We start from the raw sequence: 20,143 nt of genomic DNA, 5'->3' as shown, positions 1-20,143 counted from the left end.
GGGGGTTTCGCGGGCCGGTGGGATGCGGTAGTGCCCCAAGGTGACGTCTGCGGAACGGAAAGCACAGGACGGCGCGCGCCTGGACCGGGCCCGCGCGCGGATCGAGCGGCTGTGCCGGGAACTGCCCGACGCCATGACGCTGTTCGCCCGGTTGAACGACATCGTCCCGGCGGTGGTCCCGGCCGACGGCGTGTGCGGGCTGACGCTCGACCCCGCGACGCTGCTGCACACCGGGGGCTACCACGAGAAGGGCGTCCCGCACTCCCACCTGCCGCGGCTGCTGGAGATCGAGCACGGGGAGGAGGACGTCAACCAGCTGCCCGAGCTGGTCAGGCGCGGCCGGACCGCCGCCGGACTCTGGCTCGCCACCGGGCACCGGCCGCACCGCAGCACGCGCTACCGCGATGTGTACGAAGCGGTCGGGATGGGGGACGAGCTGCGGGTCCTGCTGTACGACCACCGGGCGGTGTGGGGTGCGCTGGTCCTGCACCGCGGCGGTGACCGGCCGCCCTTCACCGCGGCCGAGGCCGCCGCCGTGGAGGCGCTCGCCCCCGCCGTCACCCAGGGCTTACGGCGGGCATACCTGCGGCACGACGCCGCTGCGGCGGGCTCCGAGGCCCCCGGTGGGACGGGCCTGCTGACCTTCGAGCCCGACGGCGGGCTGGCCCGGATCACCGCCGGCGCGACGTGGTGGCTCGACCAGTTGGGCGGCGCGCGGTCGCCCACGGCGGGTGCGCGGATCCCGCAGCCCCTTCTGCACGTGTCCGCGAGGGCGAGGGAGGAAGGCGAGGCGAGCGTACGGGTGCGGGGCCGGTCCGGTCGCTGGCTGACCCTGGCCGCCACCCGCGTGGACCGGGACGGCCGCGTCGCCGTCCTCGTCCAGCCCAGCCATCCCGAGCACACCGTCGGGATCATGATGGAGGCGTACGACCTCACCCCGCGCGAGCAGCAGGTGGCGCAGCTCGTCATGTACGGGCTGACGGACACCGAGATCGCCAAGCGGCTCGCGATCTCCCCGCACACCGTCCGGGACCACCTCAAGAAGGTCTTCGACAAGACGGGGACCAACAGCCGGGGCCGCCTCCTCCACGTCCTGTACTTCGCCCACTACCGGCCGGACATCGAGGCCGGGCGTCCGATGGGCACCCGCGGCTGGTTCACCGCCCCCGGCCCGGCCCTGCGCTGACGGCGCGCGGCGGCGAAGCGCGGTCCCGTCACCGGACCCGCTCGACGCTCCACCGCGGCAGCTGCTCGAAGAAGGTGACGGACTCCTCCCGCCACCGTGACCGCCAGCCGGCGGCCACCGCCGACGCCTGCTGCGCGGCGCGGCGCATGTCCGCCTGCATCCTGACCGTGACGCCCCGGCGCTCTCCGATCTCCCGGACGGCAGCGATGGCTTCGGGCGTGCAGGATGGGTCACCGAGTGCGGCTTCGACCAGACGGCGCTCAGCGCCGTCGACCGACGCCAGCAGGGTGCGGACGGTGTAGCTGTTCTTCCCGTCGCGGATGTCGGTGCCGGTCGGCTTGCCCATGGTGGCCGCGTCGCCGAAGAGGTCCAGGTAGTCGTCGCTCATCTGCCCGCAGATCCCCACCAGCCGCGCATAGTCGCGCAGTTCCTCCTCGAAGGCCGCCGGCTGCTCCCCCGCGGCGAGCAGGCCGAGCTGCATGGGCGCGAGGATCGAGTAGCGGGCGGACTTGTAGTCGGCCACGCAGTGCAGGAGGTCCTCGTCCGGTGCGGCGGCGAAGTCCCGTTCCAGGTCGATGATCTGGCCCATGAACGTGTCGGCCGCCGCCCGGGTCAGCACCTCGACCATGGCCTGGCGCACGGCCCCGGGCACCTTCGCCTCCAGCAGCGCCTTCAGTGACAGGGCGAGGGCGAGGTCACCCGCCAGTACCGTCAGGCCGAGGGCCGCCTGCGGGTGGTGGGGGAACCTCTCGCGGTAGGAGTAGTAGGTGGACGGGCCGCCGCGGCGGGTGGGGCTGTCGTCGATGAGGTCGTCGTGCACCAGTCCGTGGGTCTGCAGCAGTTCGATGCTCAGCGCGGCGGCGTCGAGTCCCTCGACCGGCGCGTCCGTCACCAGACGCGCCGCCTCGTGCAGCAGCACGACCCGTATCCGTTTCCCGCCCCGCAAGGACAACTCGCGCAGCAGCTGCAGGCAGTCCGGGGTGAAACGGCTGAACGGGGGTGCGTCGAGTCCGGCGCCCACCGTGTCGAAGTACTCCTCGAAGACCGTGTTGAACCGCTGCTCGTATCCGGCGACGCGCTCGAGGATCTGCTGGGTCATGACGCGTTCTTCCTGCCTGGGGTGTGTCGGGGCACGCTGTAGACGTGTGACGGTAGTGCCTTGTGGGCAGGGCGGGTCGCGGCGGGTCGGCAGGTGCGCTTCCGTGTCCGGGTGGGGAAAGCAGTTCCTAGCCGGCGGGAGCCGGGTGGGCGGCCCGTTCCAGGGCTTCCAGGACGGTGGCGCTGAACAGGGTGGCCTTGTAGCCGGTCTGCGGGAGCGGCCGGCAGCGGGCGAGCACGGTCGCTGCCGCTTCGGCGAGGAGCCCGGGGGTGGCTTCGCGGCCGATCAGGGCCTCCTCCACCTCCGTCAGCCGCAGCGGGACGCGTGCCACCCCGCCGGCGGCGACGGCGGCGTGCGTGACGGTGGCGCCGTCGAGCGCGAGGCGGGCGGTTGCCTCGACCAGGGGCCATTCGGCGTGGGCCCGGCTGGTGGCCCGGTGGTAGCCGGCGCGTTCCCCGGGCAGGGGTGCGGGCAGCCGGACCCCGGTGAGGATGCGGCCCGGCGGCAGCAGGTGGTCGGCGCGGGTGAGCCGGTCGCCGTCCCCGTACAAGGCGGCGACACTGCGCGGGGACTCGCCGTGGACCTCGGCCTCGGCGTCGTACGCGAGCAGGGCCATCGCGAGCGTGGAGGGGTGCGGGGCGACGCAGGGGCCGTCTCCGCTGACCACGCCGAAGTGGTGGTCGCCCTCGCGCGCGGGGCAGCCGGTGCCGCCCTTCTGGAGGCAGCTGACGTGGGGATTGCGGTAGTACCAACAGCGGTTGCGCTGCAGCAGGTTGCCGCCCAGGGTGCCGGCGGCGCGGACCTGCGGAGTGGCCGCGGCCCCGGCCGACATCGCGAGGGCCGGCCATCCGGCGTGCAGCTGCGGATCGGCGGCCAGCGCGGCGAGGGTGGTCAGGGCGCCGATCCGCAGGCCGCCGCCGGGCAGCGGGGCGGTGCCGCGCAGGTGGCGGGCGCCGTCGAGGTCGGTGAACGGCCCCGGTGAGACGCCGCTGCGCTGCCGGGCGGTGGTGTCGGTGCCACCGGCGCGCAGCTCCCCGCCGCGGGCCAGGACGGCGGCCGAGAGGTCGGTGAGGGCGGGATCGGTGCTCACGTACCCAGTCCTTCCAGGAGCCGGTCGGGGCGGATGGGCATGTCGTACGGGCGCCAGCCGGTCGCATCGCGAACCGCGTTGGCCAGGCACGCCGCGGTGGGCAGGGTGGCGATCTCGCCGAGGCCGACACCGCCGCCGGGGACGTGCTCGAAGCCCTCCTGATGGAAGTGGACGGTGATCTCGGGGGTGTCGCCGATCCCGGGGATGCGGTAGTCCTCGAGGTTCTCGGTCAGTACCCGGCCGGTGGCCGGGTCGGTACGCCGCTCCTCGTACAGGGCGTAGCCGATGCCCTGGACGACGGCGCCCTCGCACTGGCTCCGGGCGAGGCGGTCCTCGTGGATGCGGCCCGCGGAGATGCCGCTCCACACGCGCAAGGGGCGGATCCGGCCGAGCCGCGTGTCCACCTCGACCTCGGCGACCTGCACCGATCCGGTGAAGCCGCGGCCGACGGCCACACCGCCCATCGTGAAGGGGAGCGCGAAGCCGCGGCGGTCGCGGGGGCGCCGGCCGGTCACCCGTACGCCGTGCGCCGCGTCCAGCCGGGCGGCCACATCGCCGCCGCCGAGCGCGCCGCGCAGCCGGGCGGCGGCGTCCGCGGCGGCGGGCACGAGGGAGGGAGTGGTGCGGCTGCCGCCGGAGGTGGGTCCGTGGACGGCGTCGCTCCGGCCGACCTCGGCGCGCACCCTCTCCTCCGGCACGCCGAGCCCCTCGGCGACGGCCCGGCGCAGCACGGTCCGCGAGCCCGTGCCCATGTCCTGGACGGCGCAGCGGGCGACGACGACCCCGTCCTCGACGGTGAGCTCGACCTCCGTGACGGGATCGACGAAGTACAGCCAGTTCGCCGCCGCGACGCCGACGCCGCGGCGGAACCTTCCGGTGCCGCCGCGGGAGCCCGACCAGACCGGGAGCGACGCTGCCCAGTCGTACAGGACGTGCCGTTTGGAGTTGCCGTCCCAGCGGCGGCGCAGGGCGATCGGGTCCTGGCCGAGCCGGTGGGCCATCTCGTCGACGGCCTGCTCCAGGGCCCAGCACATCGTGGGTCCGCCCGGGCCGCGGAACGGGGCGCCGGGAGGCCGGTGGGTGACCGTGTCGAAGTCGCGGAGCCGGCGCGGGGCCTTGCCGTACATGAACCGGGCCAGTGCCGCCACGGTGCCGCCCACCGAGACTCCGCCGTCGCTGTCCGCGTCCATGGCCAGCGCACTCAGGTCGCCGGCCGCGTCCGCGGCCATCGCCAGCCGGATGCGGGTGCCGGGCCGGTATCCGCCGTCGGTGAGCTCCTCGTCCCGCTCCAGCGCCACCCGCACCGGGGCGCCGTGCAGCCGGGCCAGCTCCACCGCGGCGACGACGTCGGAGGTCAGCCCCATCTTGCAGCCGAATCCGCCGCCTACGTGGACGGCCTTCGCCACCACCCGTTCGACGGGCACCCCGAAGCGTTCGGCGGCGAGTTCGGCCGTGTGCTTCACCGACTGCGTGGAGACCTCCAGGTGGAGGGTGCCGTCGACCCACTGGGCCAGGCAGACGTGCGGTTCGAGCGGGGTATGGGTCTGCGCGGCGGTGGTGAAGACGCCCTCCACGACCCGTTCGGGGTGCCGGGCCCGGGCCTCGGTGATCCGGCTCACGGCCGTGGCGGGGCGCCTGCTCATCGCGGAGGGCCCCCGCAGGTTGCCGCGCCAGCGGGCGGGCAGCAGTTGGGGGGTCTCGCCGGAGCCCGGTGCCCGTCTGCGCGCCGCCTTGTCCTCGTACACCAACGGGCCCTCGCCGGCGCGGGCCTGGCGTACGTCCAGGGCCGCCGGCAGTACCTCGTAGTCCACCGTGACCCGCGCCGCGGCCGCCCGTGCGGAGGCCCGGTCCGGCGCGGCGACCGCGGCCACCGGCTGGCCGACGTACCGGACGACGCCGTCGGGGGGCAGCAACGGCACCAGCGGGAGGTCTCCGGCCTCCAGGGACCGAACGTGCGCATGCGCGTGCGGCGACCGGATGATCACCCCTACCAGCAGTCCCTCGGGACGCAGGTCCGTGGTGTACCGGGCCGATCCGTCGACCTTCTCGGGGGCCTCGGTGCGCGGGACCGCCGGCGTCTCCCCGGCGCCCGGCTCCGTGTCGTACTCCCCCGCGCAGGCCGCGGCCACCGCGGCGAAGATCCGCTCGTACGCGCCGCAGCGGCACAGGTGACCCGCCAGCGCGTCCGCGATCTGCTCGCGCCCGGGCCGGGTGCGGCCGTGCGCGGCCCGCCACCGGTCGAGGAACGCCGCCGCCTCGACCACGAACCCCGGGGTGCAGTAGCCGCACTGGAGGGCGTCCTCGCCGGCGAAGGCACGTGCGACCGGGTGGCCGGACAGGCCCTCCACCGTCGTCACCCGCCGGCCGGCCAGCACGGCCGCGGGCGTCAGGCAGGACACGCGGGGCTCACCGTCGACCTGGATCGTGCAGGCCCCGCACACCCCGCCCGCGCAGACCAGCTTGGTGCCGGTCAGACCCAGCCGGTCGCGCACCACGTCCACGGCGGCCGGGTCGTCGTCCACGTCCACCGCCCGCCGGGCGCCATTGACCTCGAACTCCACGAGACGTGCTCCTTAGCCGTGGGGGTGGCGACCGCCGGGGCCTCGCGCTCACCTTCACACCCTTTGATATCCCGCTCCCGGGATCGGCGCAGTTCGGCGCGCGCCCGGGTGGGCCGTCCGTTTCGGATCGCCGGGGTTTCAGGGAGTGGTCGTGGCGGCCGGCCTGGCGCGGGCGGCGGCCCGTACGTCAGAGGTTTCCATCGGGTCGTCGCGCAGTGCCGCGCACCGCGCCAGGGTTTCGGGCGTGTCCGGCGCACGGGCGATGCCGAGCAGCCGGGCCCCTTCCTCGCAGTCCCACAGGGACTCGGTGTGCGCGTGGTCCAGCCCGCCCGTGTCGATGGCGGCGAGCGCTTCCAGGTAGGCGGCGCGCTCGTAGGAGTGCGGGGTGCACAGCCAGAACCGGCGCAGGTCCGCCACCGCCCCGGCTGCCTGCGGCCCGAAGCGGGCGAGCCTCCTCGCCGTGGCGTCGGGGCCGCACCAGGCGCGGTTGCGCCACTGTTCGGCGAGTTCGGCCACGAGGGCCGGGATCACTTCGGGGCCGAGGTGATCGGCGAGGACGTCCGAGCCGAGCCGCGCGAGCCACTGCCGCTCGTCGTCCGCCCAGCCGCGTGCGGCCGGTACCGCCAAGGCTCCCAGGTGGTCCACGGCCCGCCTGAGGAGAGGAAGGGGACGACTCCCGTCAGGGGTGACGAGCGAGGGCACGAGCGGGATCAGCCCGTCCACCGGGTCCCTGCGGGACAACTCGCGCAGGGCGGCGACCGCGGCGCCCTCCCCGGCCGGCCGGACTCCGGCCAGCACCTCGAGCAGCTCGCCGTCCGCGAGACCGGTCAGGTCGTGGGGCGCCGGGCCGGGGTCGGGCCGCCGGACGCCGATTCCGAACCGGGTCCACGGCTCGGTGAACCACGGCGGCTCGGGCTCCCCGGCGATCCGGTAGCGGGCGACCTCGCCCAGGTCCTCCCACCACTCCAGGGGCCAGACATCGCTCACCGACTCCAGTACGTGGACCCAGTGCGCGCCTTCCCTGACGTGGCGGCGCAGGGCGTCCCGGGCCTCGCCGCAACCGCCGAGGGCCAGCAGCTCCAGCACACCGACGGCCCGCCTGCACTGCTGCTCGTCCCCGTCCAGCAACGCCACGACCGGCGTGGGCGACAGTTCCAGGTCCCGTACCAGACCGGCGAGGTAGTGGGCGCGTTCGTCGAACCCGTCCCACCGCCAGTCCCGCCGGATCCCGTCGTACACGAGGGGCGCGGCCGCCCGGGGATCCTGCAGCGCCCGTACGGCACCCAGGCCGCGCCCCCGTTGCAGCAGCCCTTCGAGAGAGTCGAACGGGGCGTAGTACATCTCGTCTTCGGTCGTCATCAACCGGAACCCTGCCCGACCGGGGGCGGTGCCGCCACGCGATATCCGGCCTGTGACTCCGCCCACCCTCCCTTGACCCGAAAAGGAAGGGCTACCTAAGTTCGACGCCATGGCCCCCCGTGACCCCATCCCTTCCCCTGACGAGCCCGGCGCCTCCGGCGCGTCCGAGCTGGTCGGCTTCGAGGTGGACCTCACCTCACAGGAGGTGCTCCGGCGCGCCCAGGTGATGGAGGCGCTCGGTTCGGACTGGGATCCGGTCGAGGTGCTGCTCGGCGAGGAGGCCGCGTACGACCTGCTGTACTCCGGACTCGACGCGCAGCAGCAGCACCTCTACGAGAGCCTGGTCGCGGCCGGGGTGCTGCCCGCGAGGGGAGACGGCCGTGCTGCCGCTTGACCCGCAGGCCGACCCCGGGCGCCGTGCCTGGGCGGCCTGCCCGCAGTGCAAGGACGCCCAGGGGTGTGAGCCCTGCGCACAGGGGCGGACCTGCTCCGCCCACTGGCGCTACCTGCTCACCAACACCGGCAGCCTGCTCCACCTCCAGTGCCCCGCGTGCACGCACGTCTGGGTGCACGAGAGCGGTTTCGGCGCCACCCGCTCCGTGTGGAACCGCGTCGCCGGCTACCTGCCCCGTCTCTGACACGCCTTGGGCCGGCGCGGCCGGCGCCGCGCGTGGTCGGCCTTCTACTTCGGCTGGGTCGCGATCTGGATGAGGTTGCCGCAGGTGTCGTCGAACACGGCGGTGGTGACGGGGCCCATGTCCACGGGCTCCTGGGTGAAGCGGACGCCGAGGCCGCGCAGGCGCTCGTACTCCGCGCTCACGTCGTCGACGGCGAACTGGGCGAGCGGGATGCCGTCCTGGACGAGCGTGTCGCGGTAGGTCTTGACGACCGGGTGTCCGGCGGGCTCCAGGAGGAGTTCGGTGCCGCCGGGCTCGTCGGGCGAGACGACGGTCAGCCAGCGGTCCGTCTCCCCCACCGGCACGTCGTGCTTCTTCACGAAGCCGAGGACCTCGGTGTAGAAGCGCAGGGCCTTGGCCTGGTCGTCGACGAAGACGCTGGTCAGATGGATCTTCACGGGGTGCTCTCCTCCGGTTCGGACGTGTCGCGGCCTGCCGCATGGTCTCGACGAGCCCTGCGGCCTCCAGCACCGCAAACGTTCACGTGCCTGTCAAGCCGAGATGCGCCGCTGCCGCACGTCGTCCCGGCCTCACGCTCGCCCTTCTTCAGGACGGAGTCCGGAAAACGATGTTCTACGCTGTCCGTGACGAGGAGTAAGCGGATCACGCGCGATGAGAACGAGGACGCCAGTTCGATGAGCCCGAAACAACAACGTGGCGAAGCCACGGTCGAACAGGTGCTGAACGCGGCACTCGGCGTCTATGCCTCGTCGGGCGAAGCCGGCCTCACCCTCGGCGCGATCACCAAGGCCAGCGGGATCAGCTCCGGAAGCATCTACCACCACTTCGGCAGCCTCGACGGCGTGTTCTCCGCGCTCGCCCTGCGCTCGCTCGGCAAGCTCCTGAACTCGCTGGGAACAGCGCTCGTACAGGCGGCCGACGCCCGCTCGGGCATCGAGGCCGTCGTCCTGGCCTACCTGGACTTCGCGCAGACCCATCCGGACGAGGCCCGCCTCATACACTCCGTCAGCGCGGACCGGCAAGGCATGGCGCACGCCGGCCAGATCCGCGACTCCCAAGAGGCCCGGCTGGCACCGATCACCCTCTGGATCCAGGCACACCAGGAATCCGGCGAACTCACCGGCCTCTCCGCCCCCATGATCGAGTCCCTCGTCATGGGCCCGGTCGTCGCCGTCGTCCGCCGCTGGCTCACCATGGGCGATGTCGATCTCGAGGAAGCCGCCCGTGCGCTGCCCGAACACATCTGGCGCTCGGTCAGCCACCACCAGCCTTGATCACCTGAATCAGCCAACCTCGGGGTTCGCTCAACCATCCGGCGATCGTTGGCGGTCCTGTTCTGCAAGTGGGCCTTGCCGGTCCACGGGACGGGCCACGAGTCACGGAGTTCGGCGAACGCCAAGGAGCACGGCATGACGTTACGGAAGACCGCACGGGCCGGCGCGGTGGGTCTCACGGCCGCCGCGATGGCGGCCACCGCCTTCGCGGTGCCCGCGCAGGCATCGTCGGACGCCGCCCCCGCGAGGGCACGGCACGAGGCGACCCAGCGTGCGATGGACGCGGAGGTGAAGGGGGGCATCCCCGGCATCACGGCCCAGGTGCGCGACGCCCACGGCGTCTGGAAATCGACGTCGGGTGTCGGCAACCTGACGACCGGCACGCCGCGCGGCACGAACGACCGATTCCGGATCGGCAGCATCACCAAGACCTTCGTCGCGACCGTCCTGCTCCAGATGGAGGCGGAGGGGAAACTCGATCTCGACGACAAGGTGGAGCACCATCTCCCCGGCCTGGTACGGGGCAACGGCAACGACGGCCGCAAGATCACCGTGCGTCAACTCCTCAACCACACCTCCGGCCTCTTCGACTACCTGGCCGACGAGGAGTACCTCGATACGTACATCCGGGGTGAGGGGTACCTCACGCACCGGTACGACACCGTGCCCCCGCAGAAGCACGTGAAGGTGGCTCTCTCCCACGAGCCGTTGTTCGAGCCCGGTGACCGGTTCTCGTACTCCAACACCAACTACGTCCTGGCCGGGCTGGTCATCGAGAAGGCCGGCGGGCGGACGTACGAGGCCGAGGTCCGTGACCGCATCATCAAACCGCTGGGCTTGAGGGCGACCTCCAACCCCGGCGACAGCATCCACATGCCGCGGCCCGGCAGCCGCAGCTACTCCAAGCTGTTCGAGTCGGCCCCCGACCGCATCGACGACGTCACCGAGATGAACGGGTCGCAGGGCTGGGCCGACGGCGACGTCATCTCCACCACCGGCGACCTGAACCGGTTCTACAACGCCTTGCTGCGCGGCGCATTGCTCCCGCCGAAGCAGCTCGAGGCGATGAAGACCACCGTCTCGTCTCCCGAACACCCCGACATGTCCTACGGACTCGGCATCACACGGTTCCGGACGAGCTGCGGCACCACGCTGTGGGGCCACGGCGGAGGCATGGTCGGGTCGACCTCGCTGGCCGTCACCACCGAGGACGGACGCCACCAGCTCGCCTACAACCGCAACGGGGACTGGAGCGTGGGATCCCCGAAGAACATCATGGAGGCCGAGTACTGCCCCGAAGCGGCCCCCGCGAGCTGAGCCGCGCGCCCGCCCGTCCCGCGGCCTGCCGCTGAGTACGGGGTCCGCGTCGGGCGGGTCAGCCGATCGGTTGACCCGCCCGTCGGCCGTTCGCGCACGCCAGGCATCCGGTACGCCGACGGGACCGGGCCCCGGGCGGGCCCACCATGGAGGTCGGAGCGGACGGCCCCGAAGCGGCCGAACCCCGACCGACCGCCCGTGCCCACCCGAGGAGCACCCCCGTGTCCCCTGTCGACCGAGCCCTGCTGCCGAAGGCCGTTGGCCGTACGGGGCGCCTCCCCGTGCGGCGGCGTCCCCGCCCCGCGCTCACCGCGGCGGCGGTCACCGCCGGCATCGCGGCGCTGCTCGCGGGCTGCACGCAGGCGGATCCCGCCGGGGCCGCCACCCGGCCCGCCGCATCGGCCGGGACGGATGCGGGCACCTCGAGCACCTCTCGCGGTCCCGGAGGCAGGACGCCCGACGGAACGCTCCTGGTCGCGGACTTCGGAGCGGACACCGTCACCTTCGTCGACCCGGACGAGGGCCCCATCGACTCGGTGGTGGTCGGCGCCGCGCCCTACGGGCTGGCCGTCGGCGCGGACGGCCGCGCGTGGGTCGCCACGGCCGAGGGCGTCGCGGTCGTCGACACCGCCACCCGCGCCCGCCTGGCCCTCGTGCCCTACGCGACGGCGGGTCTCGGCCCCGCGACGTACGGCGAATACCGCGGCGGCGGCATGGGCATCGCCCTCGCGCCGGACGACCGCCACGTCTACGTCGGGGTCAACGTGCCCGGTGGCCGCGGCGCGCTGGAGGCGATCGACACCCGCACCCTGAAGGTCACCGGCACCGCCGGCACCGGCCGCCGCCCGTTCGACGTGGACGTCTCCCCGGACGGCACCCGGGTGTACGCGACGGACCACGACTCCTTCGACGTCACGGTCGTCGACACGGACACGATGGACACGCGCCGCATCGAGGTCGCCCCGTACGGCACCGAGGGCGGACTCGGCTCGTGGCTCAAGCCGCACTACGCGGCCGTACGCCCCTCCGACGGCCGCCTGCTCCTGCCGTTCGAGGGCGAGAAGCTGGTCGTCGTCGACCCGGAGACCGGCACCTCGTCGATCGAGCGGATGACCGCGAACACCCATCAGCACGGCACGGCCGTCACACCCGACGGCACGCTGCTCGTCGTCGGTACCGGCCCCGTCGATCCGGCCGCCGACGGGGGCCCCTCGCTCACCGTCCGCCGCCCGGACGGCAAGGAGAAGGTGGTCCCGCTCGACGGTCCGCACGAGGACGTCGCCGTCGCGAAGGACGGCCGCACGGCCTACGTCACGGGGGGCTTCACCCGCGACGGCTACTGGAACGGCATCACGGTCGTCGACCTGGACACGGGCTCGACGCGCCGGCTCCCCGCCGGTCAGCGCCCGCTGGGCATCGCGGTCCTCTAGCCCGGTGGTACCGGGCACGTGTCACGGCCTGCCGGCGAGGCGCACCGTGACGAGGAGGCCGCCGGCGGGGCGGGGGACGAGGTCGAGGGTCCCGTCGTGGGCGCGGACGATGCTGTGGACGAGGGCCAGGCCGAGGCCGACGCCCGCGTGCTCGTCGGTGCGTACGCGTTCCGCTCCGCGCCGGAAGGGTTCGGTGAGGGTCGGTACCAGTTCCGGTGGGAGCGGATGACCCGTGTTCTCGACGCGCAGCACGCTCGCGTCGCCCAGTGCTTCGGTGTGGACGGTCACGGTGCCGCCGGCGGGAAGGTTGTGGACGAGGGCGTTCTGGAGGAGGTTCGTCACCATCCGCAGCAGGAGCTCCGCGGAGCCGCTGGTCCGTGTCGCTCCGCCGGTGACGTCGAGCGTGATCCCCCGCTGTTCGGCGAGGGGGAGGAGGGTTTCGGCGGCCTCTTCGGCGACGAGGGAGAGGTCGACGCTCTCGCGGGTGAAGTTGCCGCGGTCGCTGCGGCTGAGCAGCAGGAGCGCCTCGGTGAGTCCGATCGCGCGCGCGTTGACGGCGTAGAGGCGTTCGATGAGTTCACCGCGGTCCCGGGTGGGGTCCTTGCGGGCCACGTCGAGGAGCGTCCGCGAGATCGCCAGCGGGGTGCGCAGTTCGTGGGAGGCGTTCGCGGCGAACCGCTGCTGTTCGGCGACATGGGACTCCAGTTGTTCGAGCATCGAGTCGAACGCGTCGGAGAGTTCCCGGAATTCGTCCTGGCGGCCCTTCATGCGGATCCGGTGGGACAGCGACCCGTGCGCGGCCCTCCGTGCCGCTTCGGTGATGTGGGTGAGGGGTGCGAGCATCCGGCCGGCGAGGATCCATCCGCCGACGAGGCCGAACACGAGCAGGAAGGCCATCGCCACGGCCGCGGCGGGGACGAAGGTGCGCACGAGGAGGTACCGGTTGGGCGCGATCCCGAGAAGGCCCTGGGAGTTGTCGGGTACGTAGCGCAGCAGGAACACCCACACCACGGCCAGCAGGAGGGCGCCGGCGACGGCGAGGAATCCGGCATAGCTGAGGGTGAGTTTCAGCCGGGCGCTGAGCCCTGCGCTTCTATGCATGGGTGCTGCCGGTGTCGATCCGGTAGCCGACGCCGGGCACCGTGGCGATGATCCATGGTTCGCCGAGTCGTTTGCGCAGTGCGGAGACGGTGATGCGCACGGCGTTGGTGAGGGGGTCGGCGTTCTCGTCCCAGGCCCGTTCCAGCAGCTGTTCGGCGCTGACGACCCCGCCCTCCGCAGCGACGAGGACCTCCAGCACGGCGAACTGCTTGCGGGTGAGCGCGACGAAGCGCCCGTCGCGGAAGACCTCCCGGCGGAACGGGTCGAGCCGCACGCCCGCGATCTCGCGGACCGGGGGCCGGGCGTGCGCGCGTCTGCGGTCGAGCGCCCTCAGCCGCAGGACGAGCTCCCGCAGGTCGAACGGTTTGGTGAGGTAGTCGTCGGCGCCGATCCCGAACCCGGAGGCTTTGTCGTCGATCCGGTCGGCGGCGGTGAGCATGAGGATCGGGATGCCGCTGCCGGAGGCGACGATGCGCCGGGCGACCTCGTCGCCGGAGGGGCCGGGGATGTCGCGGTCCAGGACCGCGAGGTCGTAGGAGTTGACTCCCAGCAGTTCCAGAGCGGTGTCGCCGTCGCCGGCGATGTCGGCGGCGATCGCCTCCAGGCGCAGGCCGTCACGGACGGCTTCGGCCAGGTAGGGCTCGTCCTCCACGATCAGTACGCGCATGTCCGAAGCCTAAGCTCAGGCTGCCGGCGCCGTTGCCGGCGCGGGGCGAGGCCGGTCCGACGGCGCTTGCGCCGCCGTGCGCCACCAGCGGCGCGACGCCAGCGCGGCCAGCGCGGCGCCGGCGGCGTTGACCAGTACGTCGTCCACGGAGGTCACCCGGTCCAGCCGCAGGACGTACTGGGCGGTTTCGACCAGGACCGAGCAGGCCGCCCCGAGGGCCAGGATCCGCGGCACCGACGCCAGCGCCGCGAACCGCATCGGGGCGAAGAACCCCACCGCTGCGAAGACCAGCAGGTTGCCGATGGTTCCGAGCGGCCCCATCGTGACCAGGTCCTGCAGCGGTACCAGGCTCACCCGGCCGGGGACGGTGCCGGCCCCGGCGCCCGGCATCATGGTCAGCCACAGGAACGGCACCGTCCCGTGGACCATGCCCACCTCGGCCAGCGACGTCCGCCACGCCGATGTGACGCCGGCGGCACTCCGGCGGCGCGCCAGCACCCACACCACCAGCGCCGCCGGCGGCAGCGCGACCAACGTCATGAGCACCACACCGTTGAACGTGTCGAAGCAGCCGTGCCACCGCCCGGCCATGCACCTCGGAGCGGACATCATGAGCGGCCTCCGCACGGCGAATAGGGCGCTCGCGATGCCGAGGACCGCCAGGCCGGGAAGGACGGTCCTGCGTATGCGGCGGGGCGGTGCCGAGGGGGATGCGTGGTGGTTCATGCCCCCATGGGACACGCAGGGCCGTTGCGGGGGCGTATGCGTTTTCCGATACGCCCGCGATACACGGATTCCCCTCAGTCGGAACATGTCAGGTCAGGTCAGTACGTGAACGCGGCCTTCTCGGTGGTCGACCAGACCGTGGTGCGGGCCGACCGTACCGTGACGGGGCCGCCCTCGATGGGGGCGCGCTCGGAGCCGGTTGAGGAGCCGAGGCGGATGACGGCCACCGTGACGACGTGGCCCCGGTCCCTCTCGCCGCCCGGTCCGGTGAGCACGAGCCCCGCGTAGGCCCGTGCGCCGGGCGGCAGGACGGGGCCGGTGCCGGTTTCGGGGCCGATGACGTCCGCGTCGTGCGGGTGCTCCTTGAAGGTGACGATCGGCACCTCGGCCGGCATGCGGCACGGCAGGCCGCTGGTGTTCACGGCAGTGATCAGGACATGACCGGCGGGCTGGTCGACCGGCTTGACGGTGTAGTCCAGCGTGTGCGTGGTGCACGGCTTGGCGTTCCCGTCCGCACCGGCGGACTCCGCGGGTACCGCTGACGGCGCGGGGGCGGCGGATCCGGTCCCGGACGGCGCCTTGGTCGCCGTGGCCTGACCGCCCGCGTCGGATGGTCCGCAGCCGGTCAGGCCCAGTACGGCCAGGGGCAGCAGGGCGGCCGCGACCGCCGTGCGGTGGGAGAGAGCTGTCATGGATGAATTCCCCCAAGGCTGTCAGGATTCGTGTTCGTGGTGTGCAGGTCGTTCACGAGGTGCGCCAGGGCCGCCGCCACGGCGGCGAGGCCGGGTCCGGCGGGTCCGCCCGGCTCGGACATGTACACGTCCCGGCGGATCTCGATCATCAGCGCACTGACCCGGTCGTCCTTGCCGTAGTGGTCCAGCGGTACGTACGTGCCGGCGAAGGGGCTGTCCGTTCCCGTGCCGCCGAAGCCCGCGAAGGCCTTCTCGGCCGCGGCCAGGAGGCCGGCCGGGGTGTGGAAGGGGTCCGTGCCCAGGCAGATCGGCGGCCGGGAGCCGTCGCCGTGCAATTCGTACGGGAGGGGCTCCGTCGGGTACGAGTGCACGTCGATGACCACGGCCCGTCCGACGGCCGCCAGCCGGCCCTCCACGGCCCGCGTCATCGCCTCCGCGTACGGGTGGAAGTAGCGGTCGATCAGCGGTCGGCCGTCGAAGCCCTCGGGGCGCAGCCGCTCCCGGTGGGTGGTGTGCGTGTACACCGCTCCCATGCCCACGGCCAGCATCTCCTCGCGCTCGTCCGGGAAGCGCTCCGGGTCGATGACGAGGCGGGACAGCCCGTTGACGAACTGCCAGGGTGTGACGGCGGAACCTGCCGCGGCCGCCGCGGCGATGTCCGAGGTCCAGGAGTCGGTGATGTGGTCCAGTTCCCGCTCGAGCGCCCGGTCGTCCAGCGCGATGCCGCTGCGGACGGACTCCGGTATGGCGCGTGAGGAGTGCGGTACGTGCAGGACCACCGGCGACGTGGCGGCGCCGGGGAGGAGTTGGAAGGATCCGGTCGCGTGGTTCATGTGTGCTCTTTCTTCGGAGGCGGTGCCCGCTCGGCAGCCGGCCCGTGACGTCAGGGCCGTGTGTCGGGGTCGTCGAAGCGGAGTACGGAGTCGACGTCCCGGCGCAGGGCGCGGGCGGTGGGCGGTGGGGCGTAGGCGAGGCGGAACAGGAGCAGTTCGGTCTCGTCCGGGCGCTGCGGGACGACGGCGGAAAGGCGTGTGCGCAAGGCGTGCAGCGTGGCGGTTTCCGTCGCGTCGAGGCCGGTGCCGTCGCCTTCGCCTGCGCCTGGGCCTGCGCCTGGGCCTGCGCCTGCGCCGTGCTCGATGCGGGCGAAGAGGTACAGCAGTACGGTGACGGGCTGGAATCCGAGGCCCAGGGACGTCGCGGTGAGCCAGAGCCGTTGCAGGGCCCTGCCTCCGTCGAAGTGGGCCCGGGGGCCGCCTCCGGGAACGGTGAGGCAGCCGATCGCCGAGGAAGCCGCGACGCTGTTGCGTGCCCCTTCCTCGAAGGCCCGGCCGCCGCCCATCTGCCGGACGAAGGCGAGGTGGGGCCAGTGACGGGCGAGGGACAGGCCGGCCAGGTCGGTGGCGTCCGCTTCGAGGGTGGCGAGGTCGATGCCGTCCCGGGTCTTGCGTACCTCCTCGGGGGTCCAGCGCAGTTCGCCCATCATCTCCCCGTGCAGGCGCGGGGACAGCATGCGCAGCCGGTCGCCGGCGCCCAGGATGCGGCCCGTCTCCTCCAGCTCCGCACGTTCGGTGACCAGGTGCAGGCGGGCGCCGCTGTCGGCTGCGCAGCGCATCAGGGCCTGCTGGTGGGACGTGTCCAGGGGGCGGGCGGGGCCGGGCCGGCGGTTGGTGGCACGCCGGCCGATCCAGTCGACGAGTGCGGGCCGCGGGGTCTGCGGGGCCCTGGAGAAGGTGAGTTCGCAGACGAGTCCGGAATCGGCCGGATCGGGGAAGCGGCGGACGTGGCAGGCCCAGCCCGCGGCCCGGGCGGCGAGGTCGATGTTCTCGACGGCCGCTCCGATCGCCAGCCGGGTGGCGCTCCCCTGGAAGTCGAGCAGCGTCGGCCGCTGTTCGTCGTCGGTGCGGCAGTGCAGCACCGTGCCCCGAGCGAGGAACTTCCAGGGCTGGACGTTGCCTCCGGAGGGGGCCTGGATTCCGTACGCCACGAGGCGGCGGATGCCTTCCTCGCCGAGGGCCTCGCCGGGGCCGGGCAGGACGAGGGGGGCGGGGTGGGACGTCGCCGTCTGCGTCGCGGGCGGCACCGTCGTCGGCGGCACTGCGGGCTGCGTCGCGGGCGGCGTCGCGGGCGGCCGTCCTGGCGTCGGGTGGGCCTGTGCGCCGTCTCGTACGAGCTCCGCCGGGTCGACGAAGAAGCGCCCGGAAGCAGTGAACTGCCCGAGCAGGACCCGGCGGGCGGTGTCGGTGAGCACGGCGGCGCCCAGGGCGACCCCCGAGGCGAGCTGGGGCCACGAGGAGAGGGTGTGCCCGATCTCCATCAGCGAGGGGGCCATGCGGTCCGAGAGGTTCTCGGGGCCGAGGATCCGCAGGACGTGCGGCACCTTCTCGCGGACCGGGAGCCCCTTGAGGTCGGCGGCCGCCAGGCCGTCGACGAGGCCGTGGAGCAGGGGCCGGTCCGGTTCGAGGTCGAAGCGTTCCACGTCCAGCATGCCGCGCTCGTTGGTCTCCATCAGCACCGCGATCCGGTGCGCGCGGGCGCGTTCCCGCGCGAAGACCTTGATGTAGAGGTCGTCGCACTCCTCGATGAAGAGATCGGCGCGGCCGTCGGCGGTGAGGAAGGCGTCGACGTTGTCCTCGGTCAGGCCGTCGGGCCATATCGATATGTCGAGGTAGGGGTCCATCTCGTACATCTGCCGTGCGGCGATGACCACTTTGGGCAGGCCGATGTCGGTGACGGAGGCACGCAGGCGGTTGAGGTTCGAGAGGGAGAGCCGGTCGAAGTCCGCGAGACGGAAGCGGCTGCCGACGCCTTCCTGGGCGAGGGTGAACGCGCTGGCGGCGCCCACGGAGAGGCCGGCCACCGCGATCGTCCGGCCCGTGAGGCCGGCCTGTTCCGCTGCTGTGATCTTGTAGTGGTTGCGGGACTGCCGCAGCTCGCGGTACTCGGCCCGGGGCAGGACGTGGGCAAGCCGGCCCGACCACGGGTACCAGACCCACGTCCCGTACTCCAGGGGTGGCTGCCCGTCGAGGTGGCCTTCCACCGCCGCTTGGAGTTCCTCGGCGCTGGGACGCCAGGCGGGGCGGCGGGCGGTGAGCAGCTCCGCCACCTGGTCGGTCAGGGTGTCCTGGACCGCTGTCGCCTCACCGCGGGTCAGTATCCCGGTCAGCTCCGACCGCTGACCGGGGTCGCCCGCGGCGAACAGCCGTGGACGCCAGGGGCTCACGTCGTCGGCCGCCCGGGTGAGGGAGTTGATCTGCGTTTCCAGACTCATCGTGCACCTTCGGCGGGTCGTGGTCGGCGGGATAGGGCCGGGGGGATAGGGAGAGGGGGCAGCGCGGCCGGACGGTGTCAGGGCTCCGGCGAGAGCAGCGAGGGCTCGAACAGCCGCAGGCCGAGCTGGTCGGCGCACACGCGCACGACCTGCTCGGGTATGCGCTCGCGCGCGCCCCCCGCCCTCAGCCCTTCGCCCAGCGTCTGCAGGGTGCGCGTCAGCCGCGCTTCGCGGTGGTGGAACGCCTCGATCCTGTCGAGGGAGTAGTACGAGGTGACGCCGGGCAAGGGGGCGTCGGCCAGGGGCCGTTCCCACCGCCACCGGTAGCCGCAGCGCTCGTACGTCCCCGTCAGCCGGGCCGAGCAGCTGCCGAGGAGCGCGGTGGCGCCGAGGGTTTCGGCGGCGGCGATACCGGCTACCACCAGCACGGTGACGAGGTGCCGTCCTTTCCACTGCGGCGCCACCCAGGCGCCGGCGATTTCCGCCACCGTCTCCCCCCGCGCCCGAGCGCGGGTGACGGCGGAGGCGACGTCCGGACTGCCGAGGTGGATCTCGGAGGGCAACTCCCCTTTGACTCCGGGGTGGATACGCACACCGCCCACGAGCCGGCCGTCGTCGTCGACGGCTGCCACACAGCTCAGCGCATCGGCGCCGACGCGTGGATCGCCCTTGCCGAACCGCACCATCACCTCGTGGCCGAGCCGGGCGTACGCCCTCTCCTGCTCGGCGAGAAACTCCTGGTAGAGGGGGTCGTCGTACTGGACATCGAATAATGTCAGGTGCATGGGGGCCCTTGAGGGTCTAGGCGGACGAGCGCGCGGCAGCCCGGCGGTCCGGGCACGGCGTGGTGGAAACCGTCCGATGGACATACGTGCGCGGCATTCCCCCCGCCCCCTCCCCGACCGCCGCGCGAAGGGCAGCACGCGGCGCAAGCCGACTGTACCGGCACCGTGGTGGCGCGGAGGGCGAGAGCGGAGACGCGCCGGCCACCGGCGGCAACCGCCGTCGCGTCCGCGACGGCGGGCTCGCGGTCACGCCACCGTCTTGTCCTGCTGCCGGTTCACCATTTCGGTGATCCAGATCGGCGCGAACGGTGACGTACAGCCCGGGGACGTCGGATAGTCCTTGAGCACCTCCAGGCGCTCACCGATGGCGATGGCGCGTGCGCGGTGCTCGGCGTGCTCGATCCCGATCCGGGCCAGGCAGTGGTTCATCGCCCACTGCAGGCGGTCCGGGGCGTTCTTCATCTCCGCCTCGATGACGTCGAGCAGTGCCGCGAGGTCGAGGCCCGCGGGCTTCTTCGCCACGCGTTCGGCGGTCAGCGCCCAGCCGGCGCTCGCGACCACGGGATCCGGGTCCGCGGACCAGGCCAGGCGCAGCTCTTCGGCGTGCGGGTTCTTCTTCACCACGTAGTTCACGAGCCAGTCGTGCACCTTGGGTGTGCGTGCCTCGCGCACCATGGCGTCCAACTCGTCACCTGTGAAGGCCTTCGGGCGGCAGATCAGGAGGGCCAGCAGTCGCGCCGCGGTGTCGCCCGTCTCCCAGAGCCCGTGCGCGAGGTCCTGCTGCGTCTTCAGCCGCTTCGCGAGCGCGCGCAGCGTGCCGAGGTTCACACCGTGGTCGTCACCGTGCTTCTCGTTCACGGCGCGCGCCTTCGGGTCCTCGAGCCCGGCCAGCTCGGCCATCACCTCGGCGACCGTCGTCTCGGTCCGCATCGTCCCGGCCACCTCAGCCT

At 72.9% G+C, this 20,143-nt stretch carries 19 protein-coding genes; 6 read left to right on the top strand and 13 right to left on the bottom strand.

Annotation, left to right across the window (positions count from 1 at the left end; genetic code table 11):
• Positions 1-40 precede the first annotated feature (40 nt).
• Positions 41-1,186, top strand: a complete 1,146-nt coding sequence (locus tag ACZ6I1_RS26890) for a helix-turn-helix transcriptional regulator (RefSeq protein ID WP_469291337.1) — start codon at positions 41-43, stop codon at positions 1,184-1,186.
• 28 nt (positions 1,187-1,214) lie between these two features.
• Here the strand turns inward: ACZ6I1_RS26890 and ACZ6I1_RS26885 are convergent, their stop codons facing one another.
• The 4 genes from ACZ6I1_RS26885 to ACZ6I1_RS26870 all read right to left on the bottom strand — a co-directional run bounded on the left by ACZ6I1_RS26885 (position 1,215) and on the right by ACZ6I1_RS26870 (position 7,295).
• Positions 1,215-2,285, bottom strand: a complete 1,071-nt coding sequence (locus tag ACZ6I1_RS26885) for a polyprenyl synthetase family protein (protein WP_469291335.1) — start codon at positions 2,283-2,285, stop codon at positions 1,215-1,217.
• A gap of 127 nt (positions 2,286-2,412) precedes the next feature.
• Positions 2,413-3,375 (bottom strand): FAD binding domain-containing protein, encoded by a 963-nt coding sequence (locus ACZ6I1_RS26880; RefSeq protein WP_469291333.1) that lies wholly within the window; start codon positions 3,373-3,375, stop codon positions 2,413-2,415.
• Positions 3,372-5,936, bottom strand: coding sequence for a molybdopterin-dependent oxidoreductase (locus ACZ6I1_RS26875; RefSeq protein WP_469291331.1), 2,565 nt, complete (start codon positions 5,934-5,936; stop codon positions 3,372-3,374). Before ACZ6I1_RS26875 ends, ACZ6I1_RS26880 begins: the two co-directional genes overlap by 4 nt.
• 138 nt (positions 5,937-6,074) lie before the next feature.
• Positions 6,075-7,295, bottom strand: a complete 1,221-nt coding sequence (locus ACZ6I1_RS26870; RefSeq protein WP_469291329.1) for a hypothetical protein — start codon at positions 7,293-7,295, stop codon at positions 6,075-6,077.
• Positions 7,296-7,404: 109 nt separating this feature from the next.
• On the opposite strand from ACZ6I1_RS26870, the gene ACZ6I1_RS26865 reads away from it, so the two are divergent.
• Both ACZ6I1_RS26865 and ACZ6I1_RS26860 read left to right on the top strand, forming a co-directional pair.
• The gene (locus tag ACZ6I1_RS26865; RefSeq protein ID WP_469291327.1) at positions 7,405-7,689 is read left to right on the top strand and encodes a DUF6400 family protein; all 285 of its coding nucleotides are present in this window, start codon (positions 7,405-7,407) and stop codon (positions 7,687-7,689) included.
• Entirely contained in the window at positions 7,676-7,933 is a 258-nt protein-coding gene (locus ACZ6I1_RS26860; protein ID WP_469291325.1) for a hypothetical protein, read from the top strand. Before ACZ6I1_RS26865 ends, ACZ6I1_RS26860 begins: the two co-directional genes overlap by 14 nt.
• Before the next feature lie 44 nt (positions 7,934-7,977).
• Here the strand turns inward: ACZ6I1_RS26860 and ACZ6I1_RS26855 are convergent, their stop codons facing one another.
• Positions 7,978-8,370, bottom strand: coding sequence for a VOC family protein (locus ACZ6I1_RS26855; protein WP_469291323.1), 393 nt, complete (start codon positions 8,368-8,370; stop codon positions 7,978-7,980).
• Positions 8,371-8,607: 237 nt separating this feature from the next.
• Between ACZ6I1_RS26855 and ACZ6I1_RS26850 the strand changes: the two genes are divergently transcribed.
• The 3 genes from ACZ6I1_RS26850 to ACZ6I1_RS26840 all read left to right on the top strand — a co-directional run bounded on the left by ACZ6I1_RS26850 (position 8,608) and on the right by ACZ6I1_RS26840 (position 11,954).
• A complete protein-coding gene (locus tag ACZ6I1_RS26850; protein ID WP_469291322.1) occupies positions 8,608-9,207 on the top strand; it encodes a TetR/AcrR family transcriptional regulator in 600 nt (199 codons plus the stop codon).
• Between the two features lie 135 nt (positions 9,208-9,342).
• Entirely contained in the window at positions 9,343-10,524 is a 1,182-nt protein-coding gene (locus ACZ6I1_RS26845; RefSeq protein WP_469291320.1) for a serine hydrolase domain-containing protein, read from the top strand.
• Between the two features lie 146 nt (positions 10,525-10,670).
• Positions 10,671-11,954 (top strand): YncE family protein, encoded by a 1,284-nt coding sequence (locus tag ACZ6I1_RS26840; protein WP_469291318.1) that lies wholly within the window; start codon positions 10,671-10,673, stop codon positions 11,952-11,954.
• A gap of 21 nt (positions 11,955-11,975) precedes the next feature.
• On the opposite strand, the gene ACZ6I1_RS26835 is transcribed toward ACZ6I1_RS26840, so the two are convergent.
• The 8 genes from ACZ6I1_RS26835 to ACZ6I1_RS26800 all read right to left on the bottom strand — a co-directional run bounded on the left by ACZ6I1_RS26835 (position 11,976) and on the right by ACZ6I1_RS26800 (position 20,123).
• Positions 11,976-13,055, bottom strand: a complete 1,080-nt coding sequence (locus tag ACZ6I1_RS26835) for a sensor histidine kinase (RefSeq protein ID WP_469291316.1) — start codon at positions 13,053-13,055, stop codon at positions 11,976-11,978.
• The gene (locus tag ACZ6I1_RS26830; RefSeq protein WP_469291314.1) at positions 13,048-13,722 is read right to left on the bottom strand and encodes a response regulator transcription factor; all 675 of its coding nucleotides are present in this window, start codon (positions 13,720-13,722) and stop codon (positions 13,048-13,050) included. The genes ACZ6I1_RS26835 and ACZ6I1_RS26830 overlap by 8 nt, the downstream gene beginning before the upstream one ends.
• Positions 13,723-13,737: 15 nt before the next feature.
• Entirely contained in the window at positions 13,738-14,448 is a 711-nt protein-coding gene (locus tag ACZ6I1_RS26825; RefSeq protein WP_469291312.1) for a VanZ family protein, read from the bottom strand.
• Positions 14,449-14,546: 98 nt separating this feature from the next.
• A complete protein-coding gene (locus ACZ6I1_RS26820) occupies positions 14,547-15,140 on the bottom strand; it encodes a DUF4232 domain-containing protein (protein ID WP_469291310.1) in 594 nt (197 codons plus the stop codon).
• Positions 15,137-15,973: an N-formylglutamate amidohydrolase gene (locus ACZ6I1_RS26815; RefSeq protein ID WP_469291308.1), complete on the bottom strand. Its 837-nt coding sequence runs from the start codon at positions 15,971-15,973 to the stop codon at positions 15,137-15,139. Before ACZ6I1_RS26815 ends, ACZ6I1_RS26820 begins: the two co-directional genes overlap by 4 nt.
• Positions 15,974-16,023: 50 nt before the next feature.
• Positions 16,024-18,408, bottom strand: coding sequence for an Rv1355c family protein (locus ACZ6I1_RS26810; protein ID WP_469291306.1), 2,385 nt, complete (start codon positions 18,406-18,408; stop codon positions 16,024-16,026).
• Between the two features lie 77 nt (positions 18,409-18,485).
• Entirely contained in the window at positions 18,486-19,193 is a 708-nt protein-coding gene (locus ACZ6I1_RS26805) for a GNAT family N-acetyltransferase (RefSeq protein WP_469291304.1), read from the bottom strand.
• Between the two features lie 246 nt (positions 19,194-19,439).
• Positions 19,440-20,123 (bottom strand): DNA alkylation repair protein, encoded by a 684-nt coding sequence (locus tag ACZ6I1_RS26800; RefSeq protein WP_469291398.1) that lies wholly within the window; start codon positions 20,121-20,123, stop codon positions 19,440-19,442.
• Positions 20,124-20,143 lie beyond the last annotated feature (20 nt).

Source organism: Streptomyces sp. NPDC046303 (assembly GCF_055588085.1).
The sequence above is the reverse complement of the archived record's forward strand: the minus strand, read 5'-3'. Positions and strand labels throughout refer to the sequence as shown.